This is a genomic window from Planobispora rosea, assembly GCF_014648175.1.
GTDB classification, from domain to species: Bacteria; Actinomycetota; Actinomycetes; order Streptosporangiales; family Streptosporangiaceae; genus Planobispora; species Planobispora rosea.
In genome coordinates this window covers 56686-79072 of the sequence record NZ_BMQP01000016.1, presented here as the reverse complement: position 1 = coordinate 79072, position 22387 = coordinate 56686, and the positions used below count along the sequence as shown (strand labels likewise).

Sequence of the window (22387 nt, the reverse complement as noted above, 5' to 3'; positions counted from 1 at the left end):
AGCGCCTCATCCCACCCAGGCACCCTCCGTGAACGTCATGGTGTTGAGGACCATCAGCGGGCCCATGACCAGCGCGTACGCGGCGATGAGCGCCGTCCTCCAGCGCGGTCCCGGCGTGCTCAGCCGGGCGGCGAGCAGGAAGAGCGGCCACCACAGCAGCGCCGAGCGCGGGATCGACAGGTAGTACGCCGAGCAGATCAGCGCTCCCACCTGGAGTCCCACGTAGACGAGCTCGCTCCAGCGCCGCAGGTACAGCAGGATCAGCACGAGCGTCACCCCGACGACCGCCCCGGCGATCTCCATCCGGAACGCCCAGGCGAAGTGCCCCTCCGACATGGCCGTCTGCCACGTGGTCGCCAGCGACTCCCACGGCCACACCAGCGTCCGCCCCCAGTTGGCCTCCTGCGCGTGCTTCCACGCCAGCCAGTCGCCCGTCCTGCCGTACTGGTAGGCGGAGTAGGCGAGCAGGGGCAGGAACGGCAGGAGCAGCCAGGGCGCCTGCCGTACCGGCCGGCGCTGGGAGGCGAACTCCACGATCAGCGCCAGGGCCAGGAACAGACCGGTGATGCGCATGCAGGACGCGCCCGCCGCCAGCGCCGCGGCCAGCGGCCAGTTCCCCTTGCGGGCGGCCAGCCAGGCCGGGATCGCGAAGGCCAGGAACAACGACTCGCTGTATCCGGCGAACAGGAACACCGACATCGGCCAGAGCAGCAGCGCCAGCACCGCCCGCCAGCCGGCCCCGGGTGGTCCCTCGAACTCGGCCAGCCGCGCCAGCGCGACCACCGCGACCGCGCCCGCCACGAAGGAGATGAGCAGCCCGGAGAGCGTCCAGTCGCCCGTGATCAGGGTCACCGCGCGCAGCGCCAGCGGCATGCCGGGGAAGAAGGCGGGCAGCCCCTTGTCCGGCTCACCGGCCGGGTCCCCGCCGTAGCCGTGCTCGGCGATGACGATGAGCAGGTTGGCATCCCAATACCTCCACTGCTTCAGAAACGGCGCGGCCTCCTCTCCCTTCGCCGCGGCCGCGGCCCCCACGACGGCGACGAGCGTGATGATTCCCAGGCGGGAGAACAACCAGAGAACCAGCGCCTCCACCGTGGCGGCGCGCTCCCTCTCGGCCCCGGGTCCGGACCCGGGCTCGGGTCCGGGCCCGTCGGCGTGCGCGTGCTTGACGGAGGCGGCCATGCGTCCCGTACCCGGAGATCAGGTGAGCGCGAGCCGGAACCGGTCCGGCGCGTCGTCGAAGGCGCCTCCGGCCGGGTCGTCGGCCCCATCCTTCCTGATCACGTCCTTCTCCGGCCGCAGGATGTCCCGCACCACGAAGACCATCATGATCAAGATGGCGATCGCCCGTCCCCACACGGCGGTGAAGTAGGTGTCACCGGAGATCCCCAGGTGTGCCTTGCCCTCCTGGAACGAGACCAGATAGAGCCAGATCGCGAAGAAGTACCAGCACTCCGCGACCATCCACAGGGCGATCGGCTTCCAGTTCGGCCGGGCCAGCACCGCGAACGGGATCAGCCAGAGCACGTACTGCGGTGACCACACCTTGTTGGTGAGCATGAAGGCGGCCAGCGTCAGGAAGCAGAGCTGCGCCAGCCGGGGCCGGTTGCGCGCCGTCAGCGTCAGTACGGCGATGCCGGCGCAGAACGCGCCCAGCGACAGGACGCCCAGGGTGTCGAGCCGGTCGGGCTCACCGAGGAACGGCCAGGCCTTCTGCTGGAAGAAGTACCAGATCGACCCCCAGTCGGCCGGACGCTCCTGGCTGAAGACGTAGAACCGCTTCCAGCCGTCGAAGGCGAGGATCATGATCGGGACGTTGACGACCAGCCAGGCGCCCACTGTGCCGCCGAGGGTCTGCAGGAACGGCTTCCACCGGCCCGTCCGCCAGGCCAGCAGGAACAGCGGGCCCAGGAACATCAGCGGGTAGAACTTCGTGGCGATCGCCAGGCCCAGCAGCACGCCGGCGAGCCACTGCCGCCGCTTGGACCAGGCGAGCAGCGCGCCCAGCGCGAGCGCGTTGGCGGCCAGGTCCCAGTTGATGTAGGCGGTGAGGATCAGAGCCGGGGCCAGGGCGTACCACAGCGCGTCCCAGCGGCGGGCCGGACCGGCCAGCGCCGCCATTATCAGCACGCCGACGACCAGGCAGATCGCCATGAGGATCACGGTGAGGTCGTAGAACATCGTCCCGGCCTCGAGGCTCCCCGGGTCACCCGGGATGATCCGCCGGAAGAACTCCATGATCCCGCCGATGCCGACGGGGTACTCGACCGGGTAGTCGAAGTAGGGGACCTTGCCCTGGTGCAGCTTCTCGTTCCACCACAGCGGATAGATGTCGGTGTAACAGAAGTTCGTGAACTGGAGCGTGCCGTCGTTCCAGGCCCCGTTGAAGCGGCACGGCCACTTCCACAGATAGGCGAGGACCGCCCCCAGCCCCGCGAACAGGGCCAGGGGCACGTACGGCACCGCGCGTGTGCCGAGATCGGACAGAGGAGTCCGGACTCGCTCGATGTTCTTCATCAAGGCCGTCGGCCGCTCGGTGTCGGGGCCGGGGTCGGTGTCGGGGTGAGGGTCGGCGTGACCGCGGTTCCCCGGGAGTTTCCGACGTCACCCTCGGTGCCCTCCCCGACCCCGCCGCCGTCGCGGTTGTCGCACGAGCCGTCCCAGGGCAGGCAGTCCTGGGGCTCCCCGCCACCGCCGTTGTCGTCGCCCTCGTCGTCCGGCCACTCGAAAGTGGGGTTCTCGGTGTCGTCGCCGAACGGGTCTCTGGGCGTCGGGCTGGGCGACGGCTTGGGCGTGGCCAGGTTCTTCGGGATGCCGACGCCGGCCTTCGGCGGGAACTGCACGACCTCGTCCTTGGCGGTGACGATGGCCATGTAGTCGTGCCAGATCTGGGTGGGAGTGCCGCCACCGCCGATGAAGGCGGGCATCTCCTCCTCCTTCCAGATCACCTCCGCCTTGTCGTTCTTCGGCAGGCCGTACTTGTCCACCTTGACCCTGCGCTTGCCGTCCGGGGTGTACGGCACGTCCTTGGACATGCCGACCGCGGTGACGAGCTGCGGGGTGTAACCGACGAACCAGGCGTCCTTGTAGCCGTTGTTGGTGCCGGTCTTGCCGGCCACCGGGCGCGTGCCCAGGTTGGCGGCGGTGCCGGTGCCTGTCTTGACCACGGCCTGCATGGCGACGGTCGCGTCGGCGGCCGAGTCGGGGCTGATGACCTGCCGCTCGGGACGCAGCTCCGGCAGCAGGACGAGGCCGTCCTTGATCTGCTTCACCTCTTTGACCGTGTGCCACGGGACGTGCTTGCCCTCGTTGGCGAAGATCGAGTAGCCGGCGGCCTGCTCGACCGCGGTGACCGAGGCGCTGCCGATGGTGACCTGGTACTTCTGCTCCTCGACGGCGTAGTCCACGCCGTTCATGCCGCGGTAGCTCGGGTTGATCTTGGCCTGCTCGCCGACCCCGGCGGCCTTGGCGACCTTGGCCACCTCCTCCAGGGTGACGACGTCGCCCATCTGGACGAAGACCGTGTTCACCGAGCTGGCCATGGCCCTGACCATGTCGATCGCGCCGAAGCTCTGGTTGCCCGAGTTCTGGATCGGCGTGGTGCCCGGCATCTTGATGGGGCTCTTGCCGTCGACGTAGCTGTTCAGGGAGTGCCCGGCCTCCAGCCAGGCGGCCAGGACGTACGGCTTGAACGCGGAGGCGGCCTGCTTGGTGGTGTCGAAGGCGCGGTTGACGGAGGACTCGATGAAGTCGTCGCCGCTGTAGAACGCGAGCACCCGGCCGTTCTTGGGATCGACCGAGGCGACCGTGGCGTGGATGGTGGGGTCCAGGCCCTTGGTCTTGGCGTTCACCACCTTCTTCGCGGCGAGCATCATGTCCCGGTCGAAGGTCGTGACGACCTTGAGCCCCTCGGTCTCCAGCTCCTCCTCGGTGATGTGCCGGCTCTCGAGCTCCCGGAGCACGATGTTGAGCATGTAACCCCGCAGGCCCCGGTAGATCTCCTTGCTCTTGCTCTTCTTGAACTTCAGCTCCTCGAAGGGGGCGCTCGTGTACTTGCCGTAGGCGGCGGAGTTCATCGTCGCCATGCCGCCGAGCACGTAGCCGTAGCGCTCCTTGGTGGCGGCGAAGTTCTTCGCCTTCTCCAGGGCGTCGAACCGGCTGGGGTTCTGGATGCGGCCGGCGAGGTAGGCGGCCTCGGGGACCGTGAGCTGCCAGACGTTCTTGCCGAAGAAGGTCGTGGCCGCGGCCTGGATGCCGTAGGCGCCGTCGCCGAAGTAGATGGTGTTGAGGTAGCGCGTGAGGATCTCGCTCTTGTCCAGCTCGCGGCTGACCTTGACCGCGACGAAGATCTCCTTGACCTTCCGCTGGATCGAGACGTCCTTGCTGATGCCCTCGTAGTAGTTGCGGACGTACTGCTGGGTGATCGTCGAGGCGCCCTGCACCTGGGTGCCGCTGACCGTGCTCCAGACCGACCGGGCCATGCCGGAGAAGTCGATGCCGCCGTCCTCGCGGAAGCTGCGGTTCTCCGCCGCGATCACCGCGTCCTGGACGTGCTCCGGGATCTTGTCGATGGTCACCGGGACGCGCTTGGTACCGATCCGGGCGATCTCGGTCTTGCCGTCCCGGTAGTAGATGATGCTTTCCCGGTCGTTCACGTCGGCTTTCGGAACGGTGGGGACGGGCGTGTTGGCGTAGGCCACCGCGACCATGCCGAAGACGCCCGCGGCGAGGACGGCCCCGCTCGCCATCACCAGCTTCCAGCTGGGCACGAAGCGCTTCCAGCCCTGCCTGCCCGCCCGCTTCCGGCCGGGACCCCCGGGACCGCCGGGACCCCCGGGACCTCCGGGACCGCCGGGACCCCCGGGACCACTGGAACCGCCGGAGCCACCGCGTCCGCGTCCGCCCCGCCCCCGCCCGCCTCCGGCGTCACCTGCGCCGGATCCCGGGGGGCGGCCCCCGCCCGCCTGCGAGGCGAGCATGGCCTGGGTGTCCTCGAACGCTGCCTCGGAGCGGCGTCCCGCGGGGGCGGTGTCCCGCTGACGCGTCCCGCCCTGCCCCGGCCGCCGGCCGGGGGCCGTACCCTGCCGCGGGTCGGGAGCCGCACCCGGCCGGGGTGCGGGAACCTGACCGGGCCGGGGGACGGGGGACGTCCCCTGCGGGGGGACCGGGGCGGCGAGGTGGGGACCGTGTCCCTGCGGCCGTCCCTGGGGAGCCCCCCGGCTCATGTCGCCGGTTTGGGCCGCCGGGAACGGGGGGACGGTACGGGGAGCGGCTCCTGGGTTCGAGCGACGGCGCCGCCCCGGGCGAGCCGACCCGTCGGGGCGCGGTTGGCCCCCGTTCGGCTCCGGGTCATAGCTGTTGCTGTAACTCACGCGTCCTCGTTCGGTCATCAGGGTCTACAACGGTGTGCAGGCGGGTGAGATTACCTCCTGATAGCCGGAGATCTCAGCGCCTTGGTTCACTGGTAGCCGACCTGTTCTGGGGGATCTCCGTTCCCATGGACGGCCGAGACCGTCTGGTGGCTTCGGGAGCAACCTTGGCAGACCTCTCCCTCACGGACGTGGAATTCCCCGTATTCGTGATGGGTCACGAGCGCATGCGAGCCAGAGCTCACTCCTGCTCCATGTGACCACATAGCCGCCAGACTACGGCTTTTTTGCGTTTGCTCCCAACCTCTCAGGAAAGTTGCCGATTGCAGCGATATGACGAGCCGACGTATCCTTCTGATGTATCGGCTCGATACATCGACGCGAGAGGTGGTGGTTTCCAGTGGCCGGTGGACGCGGTGGCGTGCTGGAGCTCGCCGTGCTCGGGTCGCTGCACGAGACCCCGCTACATGGCTATGAGCTGCGCAAACGCCTCAACTCCCTGCTCGGGATGTTCCGCGCGTTCTCCTACGGGTCGCTCTACCCCTGCCTCCGCCAGTTGCTGGCCGACGGACTCATCGCCGAAGAGGAACCCCCGCCCGAGAGCACGGTCCCCCTCGCCGGCCGCCGATCGAAGATCGTCTACCGGCTGACCACGGAGGGCAAGGAGCGGCTCCAGGAGCTCCTCACCCAGGCCGGCCCGTCAGCCTGGGAGGACGAGAGCTTCGGCATCCACTTCGCCTTCTTCCGGCACACCGAGGCCGAGGTGCGCCTGCGCATCCTCGAAGGCCGGCGCAGCCGCCTGGAGGAGCGACTCGACAGCGTCCGCACGGCCCTCGCCCGCACCCGGGAAAGGCTGGACAGCTACACCCTCGAGCTCCAGCGCCACGGCCTGGAGTCGGTCGAGCGCGAGGTGCGGTGGCTCAACGAGCTGATCGCGACGGAGCGGCAGGAAGCGAACGAGGGCCCGCGCACGGCCGGAAGCGGACAGCGGCAGGAGCCGGCGGCGGATGACGCGGGCCGCGAGCGGCCCGCCGTACACGAAGGAACCTCCCGGGCGTCCGCGTCCGGAACTGATACACCGGGTCGGCAGGCCGCCCCGGAAGACAACTGACGATTAGAACAAGGGGAGCGAGTGCCATGGGTTCGGTGCGCGTAGCCATTGTCGGTGTAGGCAACTGTGCCTCGTCGCTGGTGCAGGGGGTGCACTACTACAAGGACGCCGACCCCGCCACCCGGGTGCCGGGCCTGATGCACGTCAAGTTCGGCGACTACCACGTCGGTGACGTCGAGTTCGTCGCCGCCTTCGACGTCGACGCCAAGAAGGTCGGCCGCGACCTGTCCGAGGCCATCGTCGCCTCCGAGAACAACACCATCAAGATCTGCGACGTGCCGCCGACCGGGGTCACCGTGCAGCGCGGCCACACCCTCGACGGTCTGGGCGAGTACTACCAGGAGATGATCGAGGAGTCCGACGAGGCCCCGGTCGACGTGGTCCAGGTGCTGAAGGACAAGCAGGTGGACGTGCTGGTGTCCTACCTGCCGGTGGGCTCCGAGGAGGCCGACCGCTTCTACGCCCAGTGCGCCATCGACGCCAAGGTCGCCTTCGTCAACGCGCTGCCGGTGTTCATCGCCTCCGACCCGGTCTGGGCGGAGAAGTTCACCGAGGCCGGGGTGCCGATCGTCGGTGACGACATCAAGTCCCAGGTCGGGGCGACCATCACGCACCGGGTGATGGCCAAGCTGTTCGAGGACCGCGGGGTCGAGCTGCTCCGTACCTACCAGCTCAACTTCGGCGGGAACATGGACTTCATGAACATGCTGGAGCGCAAGCGCCTGCAGTCCAAGAAGATCTCCAAGACCCAGTCGGTCACCTCGCAGATCCCGCACGAGATGGGCAAGGCCGACGTGCACATCGGCCCGTCCGACCACGTGCCGTGGCTGGACGACCGCAAGTGGGCCTACGTCCGCCTGGAGGGCCGTTCCTTCGGCGACACCCCGCTGAACCTGGAGTACAAGCTGGAGGTGTGGGACTCCCCCAACTCCGCCGGCATCATCATCGACGCCGTCCGCGCCGCCAAGATCGCCCTCGACCGGGGCGTCGCCGGCCCGATCCTCTCGGCCTCCTCCTACTTCATGAAGTCCCCGCCGGAGCAGTATTCCGACGACGAGGCCCGCGAGTACGTCGAGAAGTTCATCCGCGGCGAGGTCGAGCGCTGACGCTCCCCTCCTCCGCACCGAGCCCTCCGCCCCTTCCAGGCGGGGGGCTCTCGCCTTTCCCACCCGGTACGGTCCCATCCGGCACGGCGCCGTACAGGCGGCGGGTCGTGCGGGCGGGGTGAGTCAGCGGGCGGCCGGGGGGAGGTCGGCGGGGTCGGCGGCGGGCCACAGGAGGGGGTCGGGGCCGAGGCCGTCGAGGTGGGGAAGCTGCTCGCGGCACCAGGGGGAGATCGCCATGCCGTTGTGGAGCACGTCGTCGGCGAACTCCTTCCAGGGCGCCCAGCGCACATCGTCGACTTCGTCGGCGTTGGGCGCCGCCTCGGCCGAGACGACGGCCCGGTAGACCGGGCAGAGCTCGCGCTCGACGATGCCGTTGTCCATGACCGCGCGGTAGGAGAAGCGGGGCAGGAGGAGGTCCACCCGGTCGACCCGGAGCCCGAGCTCGTAGGAGAGCCGGCGGACCACCGCGTCCGGGAGCGGCTCGCCCGGGAGGGGGTGGCCGCAGCAGCTGTTGGTCCACACGCCCGGCCAGGTGAGTTTGTGCAGGGCACGCCTGCTGAGCAGCACTCTGCCGTTCCTGTCGAACACGTAGCTGGAGAAGGCGAGGTGGAGAGGGGTGTCGGTGCCGTGCACCGCCGCCTTGGGCGCCGTGCCGATCGCGTTTCCGTCGGCGTCGACAAGGACGACGTGCTCATCAGGTGTCACTCGACCGAGGGTACGTGATCATGTCTGCTCATCACACCTGATCGACGATAGGTCATGAAAGGGCCGGGTATGTCGTTTGAGATATCAGGGATGTTCCCGATGCTGTGATCGGGAGCGGCACACATAGGCTGGGCGGGTGTCGTTCGTATCCGATCTGCGTGTGGTCCTGCGGGGGCGGGACTTCCGGCGGCTGTACAGCACCCGCCTGGTCTCGCAGTTCTCCGACGGAATCTTCCAGTTCGCGGTGGGCGGCTTCGCCTTCTTCAGCCCGGAGAAGAGCACCAGCGCCGTCCAGATCGCCGCGGGCCTGGCCGTGCTGCTGCTGCCGTACTCCGTCCTCGGGCCGTTCGCGGGCGTGTTCATCGACCGCTGGTCCCGGCGGCAGATCCTGGTCTTCGCGCCACTGATCCGCGGCACGTTGCTGCTGGCCACCGGTGCCCTGCTCATCTCCGGTGTGCCCGACTGGATCTTCTACGCCGCCGCGCTCTGCGTGCTCGGCGTGAACCGCTTCTTCCTGGCCGCGCTGGGGGCCTCGCTCCCGCACGTCGTCCCGTCGGACCGGCTGATGGTGGCCAACGCGGTCACCCCCACCTCGGGCACCGTGCTGACCTTCGTCGGTGTGGGTGTCGGTTATCTGCTCAGGAAGGTCTTCGGAGCCGACGACCAGGGCATCGCCGTGCTCATGGTCGTCTCCGGGCTCATCTTCGGGCTCAGCGCGCTGATCGCCAGGACGATGCGCCGCGAGCTGCTCGGCCCCGCCTACGACCCGAACCGGCCGCAGGCCCGTGAGGCCGTACGGCACGTGCTGAGCGGACTGGCCGACGGCGCGCGGCACCTCGTCCACCACCGGGCCGCCGCCGCGGCGATGGGCGCGATGGCGACCCACCGGTTCATGTACGGCATGTGCACGGCGATGCTGGTGATGCTCTCGCGCTACTACTTCGCCGAGAGCTCCGAGGACGCGCTGGACGCGGTGACCGTGGTGGTCGCCACCTCGGGGGTGGGCTACTTCCTGGCCGTGCTGGTCACGCCGTGGGCCACCGAGCGGTTCGGCATCCAGCGGTGGATCCCGGCCATGCTCGTCACGGCGGGGGTCGTGACGTTCGCCCTGTGCGCGCCGTTCCAGCAGTGGGGCTTCGCCGTCGGAGGCTTCGTGCTCGGCATCGCCGGACAGAGCATCAAGATCTGCGCGGACACGATGGTCCAGCGGGACATCGAGGACGCCTACCTCGGGCGCGCGTTCTCGATCTACGACATGCTCTTCAACGGCAGCTACGTGCTGGCCGCCGCCCTGGCGGCGCTGCTGCTGCCGCCGGACGGCAGGTCGTTGCCCGTGCTCGGCCTCATCACCGCCGGGTACGTCGGCGGGGCGGTGCTCTACCGGGTCGTCACTCCGCGCCCAGTGCCCGCGCCGCAGCCGTCATCGCGGTAGTGATCCGTTCCAGGTCGTCGCCGATCCCGTAGGGCGGCATGGTGTAGATCAGGTGGCCGAACGGCCGGAGCCAGACGCCATGTCGCATCACGATGTCCTGAATTTTCGTGACATCGACGGGTGTGATGGTCTCGATCACGCCGATCGCGCCCAGCACGCGCACGTCCTTCACCCCCGGGAGCCCGGCGACCCCGGCCAGGCCCTCGGCCAGCCCCCGCCCGATCCCGGCGACCTCCTCCCGCCAGGGCCGCTCGGCCAGCAGGTCGAGCGAGGCCCCCGCGACCGCCGCGGCCAGCGGGTTGCCCATGAACGTCGGCCCGTGCATCAGCACGCCGATGCCCGCCGCGACCCGCTCGGTGCACAACGTCGCGGCCAGGGAGAGGTAGCCGCCGGTCAGCGCCTTGCCCAGGCACATGATGTCGGGCCTGATCCCGGCGTGGTCACAGCCGAACAGCTCCCCCGTACGGCCGAAGCCGGTGGCGATCTCGTCGGCGATCAGCAGGACGCCGTGCTCGTCGGCCAGCTCCCGGAGCCTGCGCAGGTAGGCCGGGTGGTAGAAGTGCATGCCGCCCGCGCCCTGGACGACCGGCTCCACGATGATCGCCGCCAGCTCGCGGGCGTGCCGGGCGACGGTCTCCTCCAGCTCCGCGAGGTAGCCCCCGTCGTAGGCCGCGGGCGGGCGCGGGGCGAAGACGTGCTCCGGGAGCGCGCCGGAGAACAGGTGGTGCATGCCGTTGACCGGATCGCACACGGCCATCGCGCCGAAGGTGTCCCCGTGGTAGCCGCCCCTGACCGTCAGCAGGCGGCTCCTCCCGGTGAACTGGAAGGCCATCTTGATCGCGACCTCGACGGCCACCGACCCGGAATCGGCGAGGAAGACCTTCGGCAGGCCGGTCATGTCCGCCAGCCGGTGCGCCAGCCGTACGGCGGGCTCGTGGGTGAGGCCGCCGAACATGACGTGCGCCATGTCCCCGAGCTGGTCCTTGACCGCCTGGTTGAGGCGCGGGTGGTTGTAGCCGTGGATCGCCGCCCACCACGAGGACATCCCGTCGACCAGCTCCCGCCCGTCGGCGAGCGTCAGCCGTACCCCCTCGGCGCGCACCACCTGGTGCACCGGCACGGCCGGGGGCGTCGCGGCGTAGGGGTGCCACACGTGATCGCGATCAAGGCTCAGCACGTCCACGCCGCCACCCTAAAGGGCGCACCGGTCCGGGAGTTCCCCAGGGTCCTGCAGTGGACGGAGCGACCGGCCGGTGACGATCCGCCACCGGGTGCCCGGACTCAGCTGGGTGTCGGCAGGGGTGCGTTGGTGAGGGTGCGCCTGAGCTCTCCGGTGGTGGCGTCCCACAGATGGATCGTGCCGCTCCAGTCGCCGTCGGCGAGAGTGCGCCCGTCGGAGCTGAAGGCGACCGCGGCGATCTCACGGTTGGAGCCGCGCAGGGTACGGAGCGTGCGGGTGGTGGAGGTGTCGGACACCAGGAGGGTGCCGTCGTAGCCGCCGACGGCCAGCCGGTCCTCAGCGGGATGGAGCGCGATGGCGGTGACGCTGTTGGAATGCCCGGAGATGGTGCGAATCACCTTCCTTGTGGCGACGTCCCACAGCAGAACACCGACATTGCCCGGGGTGGATGTGGCGAGCATCTTGTCGTCGTGGCTGAAAGCGACCGCGCTCACCCCGGAGAACGTGCCGCCGAAACCGAACTGCCCGCTCAGGGTTCCGATGGCGCTGCGCTCCGCCACGCTCCACAGCACGACGGTCCTGTCACGGCTGCCGCTGGCCAAGATCTTGCCGTCGCCGCTGAAAGCCACCGACGTGACGGAATCGGTGTGGTCGGTGAGCGTGACGGTCCCCGCCCCGGTGACCACGTCCCACAGCCGCACCGTGCCGTCCACGCCGCCGCTGGCCAGGATCTTGCCGTCGGGACTGAACGCGAGGGAGAGAACCGCGCTGCCGCCTGTGTCCGTATCGGATGTCCTCAGCTTCTCTCCGTGCCCGATGAGCTGTGTGACCCAAGTGCCGCTGGGAAAGCGCCACAGCTGGATGCTGTTGTCGCCGTGCCCGGTGGCCAGCAGCGTGCCGTCATGACTGACCGCCAGAGCGTGGATCCCGCCGTGATCGTCATGCTCGGCGGTGCCGGGGATGGTCTGGACGAGACGCCCGTCGGAGACGTCCCAGACCCGTACTCGGGCCTCCAGATAGCTGGCGGTGAGCAGGGACCTGTCCTCGCGGGCGAACGTCACCGAAGTGACGGGATCGGGTCTCGGAGCGGACTCCGTCCCGTCATCGGAGCCGACGGCGACCAGCACGGTGGGCACCGTGGCCATGATCACAACCGTCAGTCCGGTGACGAGAGGCATGGGCCAGGTCATCCACATACGCCAGGGCCGTGGCGAGTCCGGGAAGGAGGGAGTCCTGACCGCTCGGGCAGTCGTCACTGTGAGGATCGAGAAGATGACCACTTCCGGGAGGCCCAGCGACAGGCCGCCGCCGAGGCTGGTGGCGAGCCACACCGGGCCGAGAAGGCCGATGGCGATCGCCGCCGTGGTCGGCCATACCCGCGCGCGGTGACCCGTGACGGCGGCCAGAGTCAGGGCGGCCACCAGGATTCCCAAGCCGGTCAGCAATAGGAAGAAGGGCACGGTGTCGCGGAGAATCCCTTCGACGGCGACAACCGGTGCGAGGATGACCGCTCCGACGATGCCCAGGAGGAAGGGCGCGCGCTGAACCCGGCCCATGGCGTTTCGGGCGGGGACGAACCCTGCCAGAGCGGCGGCGGTGGCCAGGATGGAGAACGCCCAGAGCGTTGTCGCCGTCTGGTCGGCCCGTTCGAAGGTCGGGGAGAAATCCCTGTTGCCGTAGGTGATTTTGGCCACCAGAGTGGCGACACCGTACGCGGCGCTCAGCAGAGCCGCCTGCACCGATGCGACGACGGCCAGCCGCGGCCGGCCCGCCGATGTCGGGGTGTGCACGCCGGGGACGGTCTCCGGCCGCGGTCCGACGGCGTCGGGGGGAACGGGGGCGGCGTCCGCCGGGATGCTTTCCGGCTCCGTGGAGGGCTGCGGTACGGGATCGGGTGACGCGGGCGGAGGCGATGCGGCCCCGGTCGTCCCTCTCATGGTCGCGAGGCGGGCGGTCGCGGCCGTCGAGACGCTCCGGCTGTCATCATCGGCGAGGCGCATGATCGCCTCCGCCGTGACCGCCCTCACACGACTGTTGCCGATCCTGTACAGGTGCCCCAGCGCGTCCAGCGCGTTGAGACGGTCGGCGGGGATGGGGCTGTCCAGCGCGTGGCGGACATAGGGGGGCAGTGACCAGTTGACGTTGCGGGCGATGACGGTGCGGCCCTCGACGTTGTCGAGCTTCTTCGGCCGCTGCTGCGGCATCTCGGCCACAACGCGGTCGTAGACATAGCTGTACAACTCGTCGAGCGTGATGTCGCCGTCACTGTCGAGGTCCGCGGTCCCCTCGCGCAACCCTTCCACGAGATAGCGCGTGAACACCGACTGAGCCGCCCCGCCGTGCGGGTGATCGCCTTCGAAGGCGTACTGGGTGGTGTCGGAGGCGGTGAGCACGGTCCGGCCCCGGCCCCGGAAGCGTTCGAGCGTGTGCACGTCGGCTTCGTCGGCCTTCGGGAAGCGGTCGCCGGGGTACGCCCCGCTGTAACAGCAGTCGAGGATGAGGATCTTCCGCCGTGACGGACACTCCTCCATCGCGTAGTCGATCTGCTCACCTGACAGCGCCGTGAACACCAGGTTGTCGCGCCGCGTGTCGGCCATGGCCAGATACAGCCGCCCGGCATCGTCCTTGAGCCCGTGTCCGGTGAAGTACAGCAGCGTCAGGTCATCACCGCGCCGGTTCCGGTAGAAGTCGCCGACGGCCTCCCCGACCCGGTGATGGGGCTCGTTGACGAGCATGGCGACCTCGAATCCGGCGATGTCGGGATCACGCAGGACCTCCGCCAGAGCCTCGGCGTCGTGGGCGGGCGCGACCAGCTGCCGCAGCCCCCGGATCGGCGTACTCGTAGGTGGCGATCAACAGCGCCAGCCGCCGACTCATCCGCTAACCGTCTGTGCGGCGCTTGATGAACGCCTCGATCAGCTCCCGTTGCTGGGTTGCCGAAGCCCGTTCCAGCTCGATGGTGTCACCGTCTATGGTGACCGAGATCCGGTGCCGTCCGGACTGACGGGTCAACCAGTCCTGCAGCGCCCCTATCAACGTGGTGAAGACCCCACCCGAGGCGCTCAGCACCAGGAGGAGGGCTCCCAGCGTCACCGGGTCGGGCCCTTTCGCGCCGGCCGGTCCCGCCCCGCCCCCGGACACCGGACGAACCAGCTCCACATCGAGGTCGGTGAGCTCGGCGCGGAGTCGCTTGGCCAGGCGGTCGGCGGCTCCGGCGTCCCACTCGGGATCTGCCTGGAGAACGACGCGTACGCTCATCATCTCATCCATGTCTGCGGTCCCGCCGGGCCATCTCCCCTCTCCTTCGGGTGGTGACGCGTCCCTCGATGCATCTCGGGAATCGTCGTTGCGCGCACCACCCTCTTGGAATGTCGTCACGGCCTCACGGGACGTTACACCGGCGGCATGTACCGGTCTCCTCGTGAGAACGACGACCACCGGCACGGGCCGGCGTCCCGGACCGGGGACGGTTCAGGCGTTCGATGCGTTCGTCAGGGGTGCTCTCCAGACGGTGCGCCCTGCGGATTCACGACCCGGAATCCGCGGAGGGGATGCCGTTCCGCTCCGCCCACGCGCGCAGGGCCTCGGTGGCGGCCTCCTTGCCGATGACGCCCTCGTCCATGCGCAGGTCGAGGAGGAACTTGTAGGCGCGGCCGACGACCGGGCCGGGCGGGACGCCGAGGATCGCCTGGATCTCGTTGCCGTCCAGCTCGGGGCGGATCTTGCCGAGCTCCTCCTCCTCGGCGAGCCGGGCGATGCGCTCCTCAAGCTGGTCGTAGGTCCGGGACAGGGCCTGGGCCTTGCGCCGGTTGCGGGTGGTGCAGTCGGCGCGGGTCAGCTTGTGCAGGTGGTCGAGCAGGTGCCCGGCGTCCCGGACGTAGCGGCGCACCGCCGAGTCGGTCCACTCGCCGGTGCCGTACCCGTGGAAGCGCAGGTGCAGCTCGACCAGGCGGGAGACGTCGGACACCACGTCCTTGGGGAACCGCAGCTCCGTCATCCGCTTCTTGGTGATCTTGGCGCCGACCACCTCGTGGTGGTGGAAGGAGACCCGGCCGCCGGGCTCGTGCCGCCGGGTCTTGGGCTTGCCCACGTCGTGCATGAGCGCCGACCAGCGCAGGATCCGGTCCGGGCCGCCCTCCTCCTGGTCGATGGCCTGCTCCAGGACGATCAGGGTGTGCTCGTAGACGTCCTTGTGCCGGTGGTGCTCGTCGATCTCCAGGCGGAGCGCGGGCAACTCGGGCAGGACGTGCGCGGCCAGCCCGGAGTCGACCAGGTAGCCGAGCCCCTCGCGGGGGTGGTCACCGCAGATCAGCTTGTCCAGCTCGTCGCGGATCCGCTCGGCGGAGACGATCTCGATCCGGTCCGCCATCGCGGTCATCGCGGCGAAGGCCGCCGGGTCCACGGTGAACCCGAGCTGGCTGGCGAACCGGGCCGCGCGGAGCATCCGCAGCGGGTCGTCGTCGAAGGACTGCTCCGGCGGACCCGGGGTGCGCATCACCTTGGCGTGCAGGTCGTCCAGCCCGCCGTGCGGGTCCACGAACTCCCGGCCGGGCAGCCGCAGCGCCATCGCGTTGACCGCGAAGTCGCGGCGGGCGAGGTCGCCCTCCAGCGTGTCTCCGTAGATCACCTCGGGCTTGCGCGAGCGGGGGTCGTAGGACTCGCTGCGGTAGGTGGTGATCTCCAGCATCCAGTTGCCCTTGCGCGCGCCGACCGTGCCGAAGTCGATGCCGATCGTCCAGGTGGTGTCGGCCCAGTCGCGGATGAGCTCCAGGACTGCCTCGGGGCGGGCGCTGGTGGTCAGGTCGAGGTCGTTGCCGATCCTGCCGAGAAGGACATCGCGGACGGAACCGCCCACGAGAGCGATCTCGTATCCCCGCTCGGCGAAGAGCTCGCCGAGCTCGTCGACGACCGGGTCGATCTTCCGGAACAACTCGCTCATGCCGTGCCGCTGGCTCTCAGTCAGATTTGAAAGGGACAAACCGGGTAGGTCCTTCGGTTAGGGATACGTTCCCCACTGGGGATACGCCGTGTAGCGATCACCAGATTACGGTCGGTCAGGGAGCCGGACGGGGCTGAGCGACGAGGCAGGGAGGACATTCATGAAGGACGCCCTCGCGATCCACCGATGGCTCCTGGCCCACCAGATCCATCATGAGATCGTACGCCTTCCGCGCGCGTTGACGTGTGCCGACGAGCTTCCCGAGGTGCTGTCCGCCGACCCCGCGACCTGCGTGGGCGTCTCCGTCTTCGAGGTCACCACGCGGATCGGCCGCGAGCCGGTGGCGGTCGTCTCAACGGTCGGAGCCCCGCCCAGGCCGGGCGCCATCGGCGGTGCGCTGGGCGCCCGCAGGGTCCGTCCCGCCTCCGCCTTCACCGTGAACTCCGCCACCGACTACGCCGCCGGCCTGGTCTGCCCGCTGCTGCTCCCCGAGGGCCTGACCGTGCTGGTGGACGAACGTCTGTCCCGGACCACCGGTCTTGTCCACACCCCGACCGGCGAGCGGCACACCGCGCTCCTGGTCCACGTCGGTGACCTGCTCGGACTCGTCGCCGGGAAGGTCGCCGACCTCTCTCCGCCGCGGGCCCTGACCGAGCCGGTGACCGCACAGCTCGCCGGGTAAGACCGGCGGCGCCGGTCGGACACCCCTTAGCATTACGGGCGTGCGCCGTATTCCACCCTTGGCCGGCCCGTGATCCGCAAGGCCACGCTGCTCGCCGTCCTCACCGCCACGCTGCTGTCTCCCGCGGCCGTGGCCCTTCCTGGTACGGCGAGCGCACAGGTGAACACGGCGAGTGCCGGCCCGAGCACGGCGAGCCGCCAGACCGTCCGGCTCGTGCCCGACGAGCTCGGACCGGACCTGATCCGGGAGCCGGATGCCAAGATCAGAATCTCCGGCTCCCTGATCAACAACGGCAAAGAGGTCCTCAGCAACCTGTACGTCCGGATGTCCTACGCGGGACGGCCGTTCACCCAGCGTGCCCAGATGAGCGCCTACCTGAGCGGCCAGCCGGGCTCCCAGCCGGGCTCGTGGCTGGTGGAGAACTACCAGCAGCCGATCGCGCCGTCGGGCAAGGCCGCGTGGGAGTTCGCCTTCACCCCGCAGGAGCTGGGCATCTCACGCTTCGGCGTCTACCCGGTGATGGTCCAGGTGCTCGACAGCCTCCGGCAGGAGGTCGCCGCCCTGCGCACCTTCATCACCTATCTGCCGCGGGACGCCACGGTGCCGCGCACACGGCTCGCCGTGGTGCTGCCGATCGTCGACCAGCCGCGCCGGGCCGACGACGCCACCTTCGTCGACGGGGGGCTCCCCGCCGCCATGGCCTCGGGCAAGCGCCTGGGCAACCTGCTGAAGATCGCCCAGGACACCTCCTCGGTCAAGGGCATCACCTGGGTGGTCGACCCCGCGCTGCTCGACGACGCCAGGGCCGCGGGCGCGACCCACTGGAGCAGGACGAAGGGCAAGACCGAGCGCCGGCCGGGAGACCCCGCCGCGACCCGGTGGCTCGACGACCTCAAGACGGCCCTGGCCGATCCCCCGGTGGTCGTCACGCCCTACGCCGACCCCGACGTGACCGCCCTGGCCCACAACGGCCTCGACGACGTCACCGCGACGGGTGTCGAGACGGGCGGCAGGACCGCCCGGGAGCTCCTGGGCCGCGAGGTCCGCACCGACGTCGCCTGGCCGGTCGGCGGCATGATCGACTATGACGGGCTGGACCTCCTGGCGACCTCCGGGGTCGGCACCGTACTGCTGAACTCGACGAACCTGCCGCTCGCGGCCGCCACGACCGCCCCGGACGGCACCACCGGCGTCCCCGTCACACCGCCCGCCACCCCGGACGCGGTCGCCCCCCTGTCCAGCGTGGGCGGCCCGGTCCGCGCCCTGGTCGCCGACCCCGTGCTGAGCGAAACCCTCGGCGCGGCGACCTCCGCCCCCGGCGCGGCCCTGCAGAGCCGGCGGCGTTTCATCGCCGAGACCGCGATGATCAGCGCCGAGAGCGCCGTCGACCCCGGCACCGCCGCGGCCACCGGGACGACCGGGACCGCCGCTGCCGCCCCCGCCAAGACCGTGCTGGTCGTCCCGCCGCGGCGCTGGTCCCCCGACCCGGCCTATGTGACCGACCTGGTGGAGACGGCCGCGTCCCTGCCCTGGCTGACGCCCACGACGCTCGACTCGGTGAAGCCCGCCAAGGGCCCGGCGGCCCCGGCGGCCCGCGCCGACCTCACCTACACCCCCCAGGACAGGGGCAACGAACTCGGCAAGACCTACATGGGCGGTATCCGCCGGGTCGGCGCCCGGGCCGATCTGACCGCCGCCATCACCAAGGTCCAGGACGTCGACCCCTTCGACCGGGCGCTGCTGCGGCTGTCCTCCTCCGCCTGGCGGGGGCGGACCGACGACGCGGCGCCGTACGTCGAGCGGGTGCGGGAGACGATCGACACCTGGATCGCCAAGGTCGCGATCACCGGCAACGAGCTGTCCCAGATCCGCACTCTGGCCGGTCAGGACGGTGAGGTGCCGATCAGCGTCCGCAACGACCTGGAGGGCGGCGACGACAAGATCGTCAGGGTCCGGGTCAAGGTCACTTCGGGGGATCGCAAGCTACTGAAGATCGAGCCGTACGACGACCTCATGGAGATCCACGCCGGCCGGGCCGAGACCATCCGGGTCCCGATGACGGCCAGCGGCAGCGGCCAGACCACGGTGACGGTCCAGCTCACCACCGAGGACGAGCGCAAGTACGGCCAGCGGGTCAGGCTGACCGTGCGGACGACCGGATACACCGGGATCGCCCTGGTGATCGTGGGCGCCGCCCTCGTCGTCATGCTGGCCGCCGTGGTGATGCGGATCCTGCGCCGCCGGGGGGCCCGTCGCGCCGCGGCCGTCAAGCCGCCGGCCCGGCAGCCCGCCGTACCCGCCGGGAACGAGTCCTGATCCCCGCGGCCCACCGAGAACCCTGCAAACCCTGGAAACCCTGGAAGTCGTGAAGTCGTGAAACCAGCGAGCGTCCGGCGGGCGGAGAAGAGCGCATGAGCAGGATCCTGCGAGCCAGCGCGATCATGGCGGCGGGGACGATGGTCTCCCGCGTCACGGGCTTCGCCCGCTCGGCGGTGCTCGTGGCGGCACTGGGCAGCGCCTACATGGGCGACGCCTACACCATCGCCAACGCGATCCCGCTCATCCTGTTCGACTTCCTCATCGGCGGGGTGCTGAGCAGCGTCATCGTCCCGATGATCGTCCGTCACCAGAAGCACGACCCCGACGGCGGCCGGGCCTACGAGCAGCGGCTGATGACGATCGGGACGATCGCCCTGACGGTGCTCACCGTGGTGGCCGTGCTGCTCGCCCGCCCGCTGATCGGCCTCTACACCGACGACAGCTGGAGCCCTCGGCGCATCGAGGTCGCGGTCACCCTGACGCAGTTCGTCCTCCCCCAGATCGCCTTCTTCGGCATCGGAGCCATCGCCGGGGCGATCCTCAACACCCGCGACCGGTTCGCCGCCCCGATGTGGGCGCCGGTGCTGAACAACATCGTGATGATCGGCGTCCTGCTCCTCTACTTCGTGACGACCGGCGAGGCGGGCTCGGACGTCGACCGGGTGAGCGATGCCGACCTGGCCCTGCTCGGACTCGGCACCACCGCCGGGATCGTGGCCCAGTGCCTGGTGCTGATGGTCTCGCTGCACCGGGCGGGCTTCCGCTTCCGCCCCCGGCTCGGCCTGCGCGAGGCCGGACTGGGCGAGATGGCCAGGGCCGGTTCCTGGACGATCGTCTATGTGATCATCACCCAGCTCGGCTTCCTGGTCACCACCAACATCGCCTCCGGTGCGGGCGACGCGGTCGAGGGGGCGGGCAACACGGCCTACGCCCAGGCGTACCAGCTCTTCCAGCTCCCGTACGGGATCATCGCGGTCTCGGTGATCACCGCGATGCTGCCGAGGATGAGCCGGTCGGTCAACGAGGGCGACCTGTCGTCGATCCGCGAGGAGTTCGCCTCGGGCGTGCGGCTGGTCTCGGTGCTGCTCGTGCCCGCCGGGCTGCTGCTGATGGTGCTGGGCCCGGCCGTGACCGTGCTGATCTACTCCTGGGGCAACAACGACCTGGACAACGCCGTCTACATCGGCAACGTGCTCCAGGTCTTCGGTCTGGCGCTGGTGCCGTTCTCGATCTACCAGCTCCTCCTGCGCGTCTTCTACGCCTTCGGCGACACCCGCACCCCGGTCTTCATCGGCGCCGGCAACACGGCGGTGAGCATCACCCTCAGCCTGCTGTTCGCGGCGGTCCTCCCGCCGCGTTACGTGGTCATGGGCCTGGCCTGCGCCTTCACCGCCGCCTACGTGGTGGGTACGGTGGTCGCCTGGACCCTCGCCGCCCGCCGCGCGGGAGGCCTGAACGGACGGGCGGTGGCCGCCGGGCTCTCCCGGATGTACACGGCCGCCATCCCGGGCGCGCTGGTCGCCCTGGGCGTGTTGTGGCTCACTCAGGAGCTGACGGGCCTGGCCCCGCTCAGCGCGGCCGTCATGCTCGCCGCCGGAGGCGGGCTCGGCATGGTGCTCTATCTGGTCATCGCCCACCGCATGCGCATCCCGGAGGTGAGTTCGATCGTTGGAATGGTGGCAGGACGGGTACGGCGGTAACCCAGAGATTCCACCCGCTCGTCTGAAGAGGAGAACCCGGGTGGAACCACTGCGGCACTACCATGGTGCGACGCGTGTGGTGACATGCGGCGAACGGAAGCAGGAGGGCGTGGGCGGATCCACCCGGCATCATGTGAGGCGTTGTCTCGTGTCCACGGGACACGAGGCTGACCCGTCTCCAATTTCGGAGGACTCATGAGCACCTCCGCGATCGAGCCCGGCACGAAGCTGGCCGAGCGGTTCCGGCTCGAGGATCGCGTCCACGAGTCCGGTGGCGCCACGCTCTGGAAGGCCGTCGACGAGGTGCTCGCCCGCCCCGTCGCCGTCCACACCTTCGCGCCCGACTTCCCGCGCGTCAACGAGGTCGTGACGGCCGCCCGCGCGGCCAGCCGCCTCACCGACCCCCGGCTCACCCAGGTCTTCGACGCCACCGAGGACGACGGCCGCTCCTACGTGGTCAGCGAGTGGGTGAGCGGAGACAGCCTGACGGACCTGGTCGCCACCGGGTCCCTGGAGCCCGAGCGGGCCGCCGGTCTGGTCGCCGAGCTCGCCGAGGCGCTGGCCCACGCCCACGAGGCCGGCATCCCGCACCTGTGCCTGACCCCCGACCACCTGGTGTGGACGGCCGGCGGCACGGTCAAGCTGCTCGGCCTCGGCATCGACGCCGTCCTGGCCGGTGTGGCCGACGACAACATGCGGGTCGACGACGCGGCCCGCGCCGACGCCGAGGGGCTCGGCCGCCTGCTGTACGCCGGACTGACCGGTCACTGGCCGGGCGACCCGGACCAGTGCGAGCTGCCCGTCGCGCCCATGGACGACGGGCGTTACTGCACGCCCCGCCAGGTCACCGCCGGGGTCCCCAACTACCTCGACACGGTCACCTGCCGGGTGATCCTGCCGGAGAGCAGGCGCGGCCTGGCTCCGCTCACGACTCCCGCGGCGGTCGCCGAGGCCCTGGAGTCCGTGCCCCGGCCCGTCCCGATGCCCATCCCCACCGCGGTCCCGCAGCCCTCCGTGACGGCCTCCCGCTCCGAGGGCCTGGACACCGTGGCCCCGCAGCACCGCCAGACCCACCAGGCCCACCAGGCGTCCCCGCCCCAGCAGTACGCCCCCCGGCCGTACGCCGCTCCGGCGTCCTCCGGCAGCGGGATGCTCGGCAAGGTGGCCATGACCGTGGTCGTCCTGCTGGTGATGGCCGCCGTCGGCCTGGGCGCCTGGACGCTGGGCCGCAACATCGGCAACGGCGGGACCCCGGCGGCCGACGCCACCGCCAAGCCCTCCACCACCGCCAAGGCCACGGGCACCCGTGAGGTGAAGTCCATGTCGGCCTCGGGGTTCGACCCGCTGGGCGACGGCGACGAGCAGCAGAAGCGCGCGGCCGCCGCGGTGGACGGCAAGCCCTCCACCGACTGGCACTCCGAGACGTACGGCTCGGCCGACTTCGGCCGGCTGAAGGACGGCGTCGGCCTCATGCTCGATCTGAAGGAGAGCGTGCCGGTCAAGGAGGTGGTCGTCGACTTCGGTGGCACTTCCGGCGGCACGGTGGAACTGAGGGTGGGCGACTCCAAGAGCCTGGACGGCCTCGACGTGGTCGAGAAGGTCTCCGGTTTCGGCGACAAGGAGACCGTCACCGTCGACTCCCCGAAGAAGGGGCGCTACCTGCTGCTCTGGTTCACCAAGCTGCCCGGTGGGTTCCGCGCTCAGGTGAACGAGGTGAAGGTCCTGGCGGTCAAGTGAAAACTCGGCCATACCAGTGCGGTTTACTCTAGTTCCCCCGTCTTCTTGCCGATCACAGGAGATTTCGTGGCACCATCTATCCCGTAGTGGTGTTATCCCCGGACCGG

The 22387-nt window shown here is 70.0% G+C and carries 15 protein-coding genes; 7 read left to right on the top strand and 8 right to left on the bottom strand.

The genetic code is table 11. From position 1 onward, the window contains the following. Positions 1-6 precede the first annotated feature (6 nt). The 3 genes from IEZ08_RS17710 to IEZ08_RS17700 are packed head-to-tail and all read right to left on the bottom strand — an operon-like array spanning position 7 to position 4769. Positions 7-1182, bottom strand: a complete 1176-nt coding sequence (locus IEZ08_RS17710; protein ID WP_189242506.1) for a mannosyltransferase family protein — start codon at positions 1180-1182, stop codon at positions 7-9. A gap of 18 nt (positions 1183-1200) precedes the next feature. Beyond that, positions 1201-2463 carry a glycosyltransferase family 87 protein gene (locus IEZ08_RS17705; RefSeq protein ID WP_229803218.1) on the bottom strand — a complete coding sequence of 421 codons (1263 nt, stop codon included), beginning with the start codon at positions 2461-2463 and terminating at the stop codon, positions 1201-1203. Between the two features lie 53 nt (positions 2464-2516). Further along, positions 2517-4769 carry a transglycosylase domain-containing protein gene (locus IEZ08_RS17700; protein ID WP_068928242.1) on the bottom strand — a complete coding sequence of 751 codons (2253 nt, stop codon included), beginning with the start codon at positions 4767-4769 and terminating at the stop codon, positions 2517-2519. Positions 4770-5769: 1000 nt separating this feature from the next. Between IEZ08_RS17700 and IEZ08_RS17695 the strand changes: the two genes are divergently transcribed. Together IEZ08_RS17695 and IEZ08_RS17690 are read left to right on the top strand one after the other, a co-directional pair. Continuing rightward, positions 5770-6480, top strand: coding sequence for a PadR family transcriptional regulator (locus tag IEZ08_RS17695; protein WP_068928243.1), 711 nt, complete (start codon positions 5770-5772; stop codon positions 6478-6480). A 26-nt stretch (positions 6481-6506) separates the two neighbouring features. Continuing rightward, positions 6507-7586, top strand: coding sequence for an inositol-3-phosphate synthase (locus tag IEZ08_RS17690; RefSeq protein WP_068928244.1), 1080 nt, complete (start codon positions 6507-6509; stop codon positions 7584-7586). A gap of 123 nt (positions 7587-7709) precedes the next feature. On the opposite strand, the gene idi is transcribed toward IEZ08_RS17690, so the two are convergent. Further along, a complete protein-coding gene (idi, locus tag IEZ08_RS17685) occupies positions 7710-8291 on the bottom strand; it encodes an isopentenyl-diphosphate Delta-isomerase (protein ID WP_068928245.1) in 582 nt (193 codons plus the stop codon). A gap of 136 nt (positions 8292-8427) precedes the next feature. Here idi and IEZ08_RS17680 point away from each other — a divergent pair, with 136 nt between their 5' ends. Continuing rightward, complete coding sequence (locus IEZ08_RS17680; RefSeq protein WP_068928246.1) at positions 8428-9723, top strand: MFS transporter; 1296 nt, start codon at positions 8428-8430, stop codon at positions 9721-9723. Here the strand turns inward: IEZ08_RS17680 and IEZ08_RS17675 are convergent. From IEZ08_RS17675 to IEZ08_RS17660, 4 genes are all read right to left on the bottom strand, one after another. Next, entirely contained in the window at positions 9680-10900 is a 1221-nt protein-coding gene (locus IEZ08_RS17675; RefSeq protein WP_189242550.1) for an adenosylmethionine--8-amino-7-oxononanoate transaminase, read from the bottom strand. The genes IEZ08_RS17680 and IEZ08_RS17675 overlap by 44 nt on opposite strands. Positions 10901-11004: 104 nt before the next feature. Then, a complete protein-coding gene (locus tag IEZ08_RS17670) occupies positions 11005-13716 on the bottom strand; it encodes a caspase, EACC1-associated type (protein WP_268249342.1) in 2712 nt (903 codons plus the stop codon). A gap of 67 nt (positions 13717-13783) precedes the next feature. After that, entirely contained in the window at positions 13784-14161 is a 378-nt protein-coding gene (locus IEZ08_RS17665) for an effector-associated constant component EACC1 (RefSeq protein WP_189242503.1), read from the bottom strand. A gap of 268 nt (positions 14162-14429) precedes the next feature. Beyond that, entirely contained in the window at positions 14430-15842 is a 1413-nt protein-coding gene (locus IEZ08_RS17660) for a CCA tRNA nucleotidyltransferase (RefSeq protein WP_068928250.1), read from the bottom strand. Between the two features lie 160 nt (positions 15843-16002). On the opposite strand from IEZ08_RS17660, the gene IEZ08_RS17655 reads away from it, so the two are divergent. The 4 genes from IEZ08_RS17655 to IEZ08_RS17640 all read left to right on the top strand — a co-directional run bounded on the left by IEZ08_RS17655 (position 16003) and on the right by IEZ08_RS17640 (position 22280). Next, positions 16003-16524 (top strand): aminoacyl-tRNA deacylase, encoded by a 522-nt coding sequence (locus tag IEZ08_RS17655; RefSeq protein WP_068928251.1) that lies wholly within the window; start codon positions 16003-16005, stop codon positions 16522-16524. A gap of 69 nt (positions 16525-16593) precedes the next feature. Next, a complete protein-coding gene (locus IEZ08_RS17650; protein ID WP_189242502.1) occupies positions 16594-18840 on the top strand; it encodes a DUF6049 family protein in 2247 nt (748 codons plus the stop codon). Positions 18841-18935: 95 nt separating this feature from the next. Continuing rightward, a complete protein-coding gene (murJ, locus tag IEZ08_RS17645) occupies positions 18936-20543 on the top strand; it encodes a murein biosynthesis integral membrane protein MurJ (protein ID WP_068928253.1) in 1608 nt (535 codons plus the stop codon). 195 nt (positions 20544-20738) lie between these two features. Next, positions 20739-22280 (top strand): protein kinase family protein, encoded by a 1542-nt coding sequence (locus tag IEZ08_RS17640; RefSeq protein ID WP_068928254.1) that lies wholly within the window; start codon positions 20739-20741, stop codon positions 22278-22280. Positions 22281-22387 lie beyond the last annotated feature (107 nt).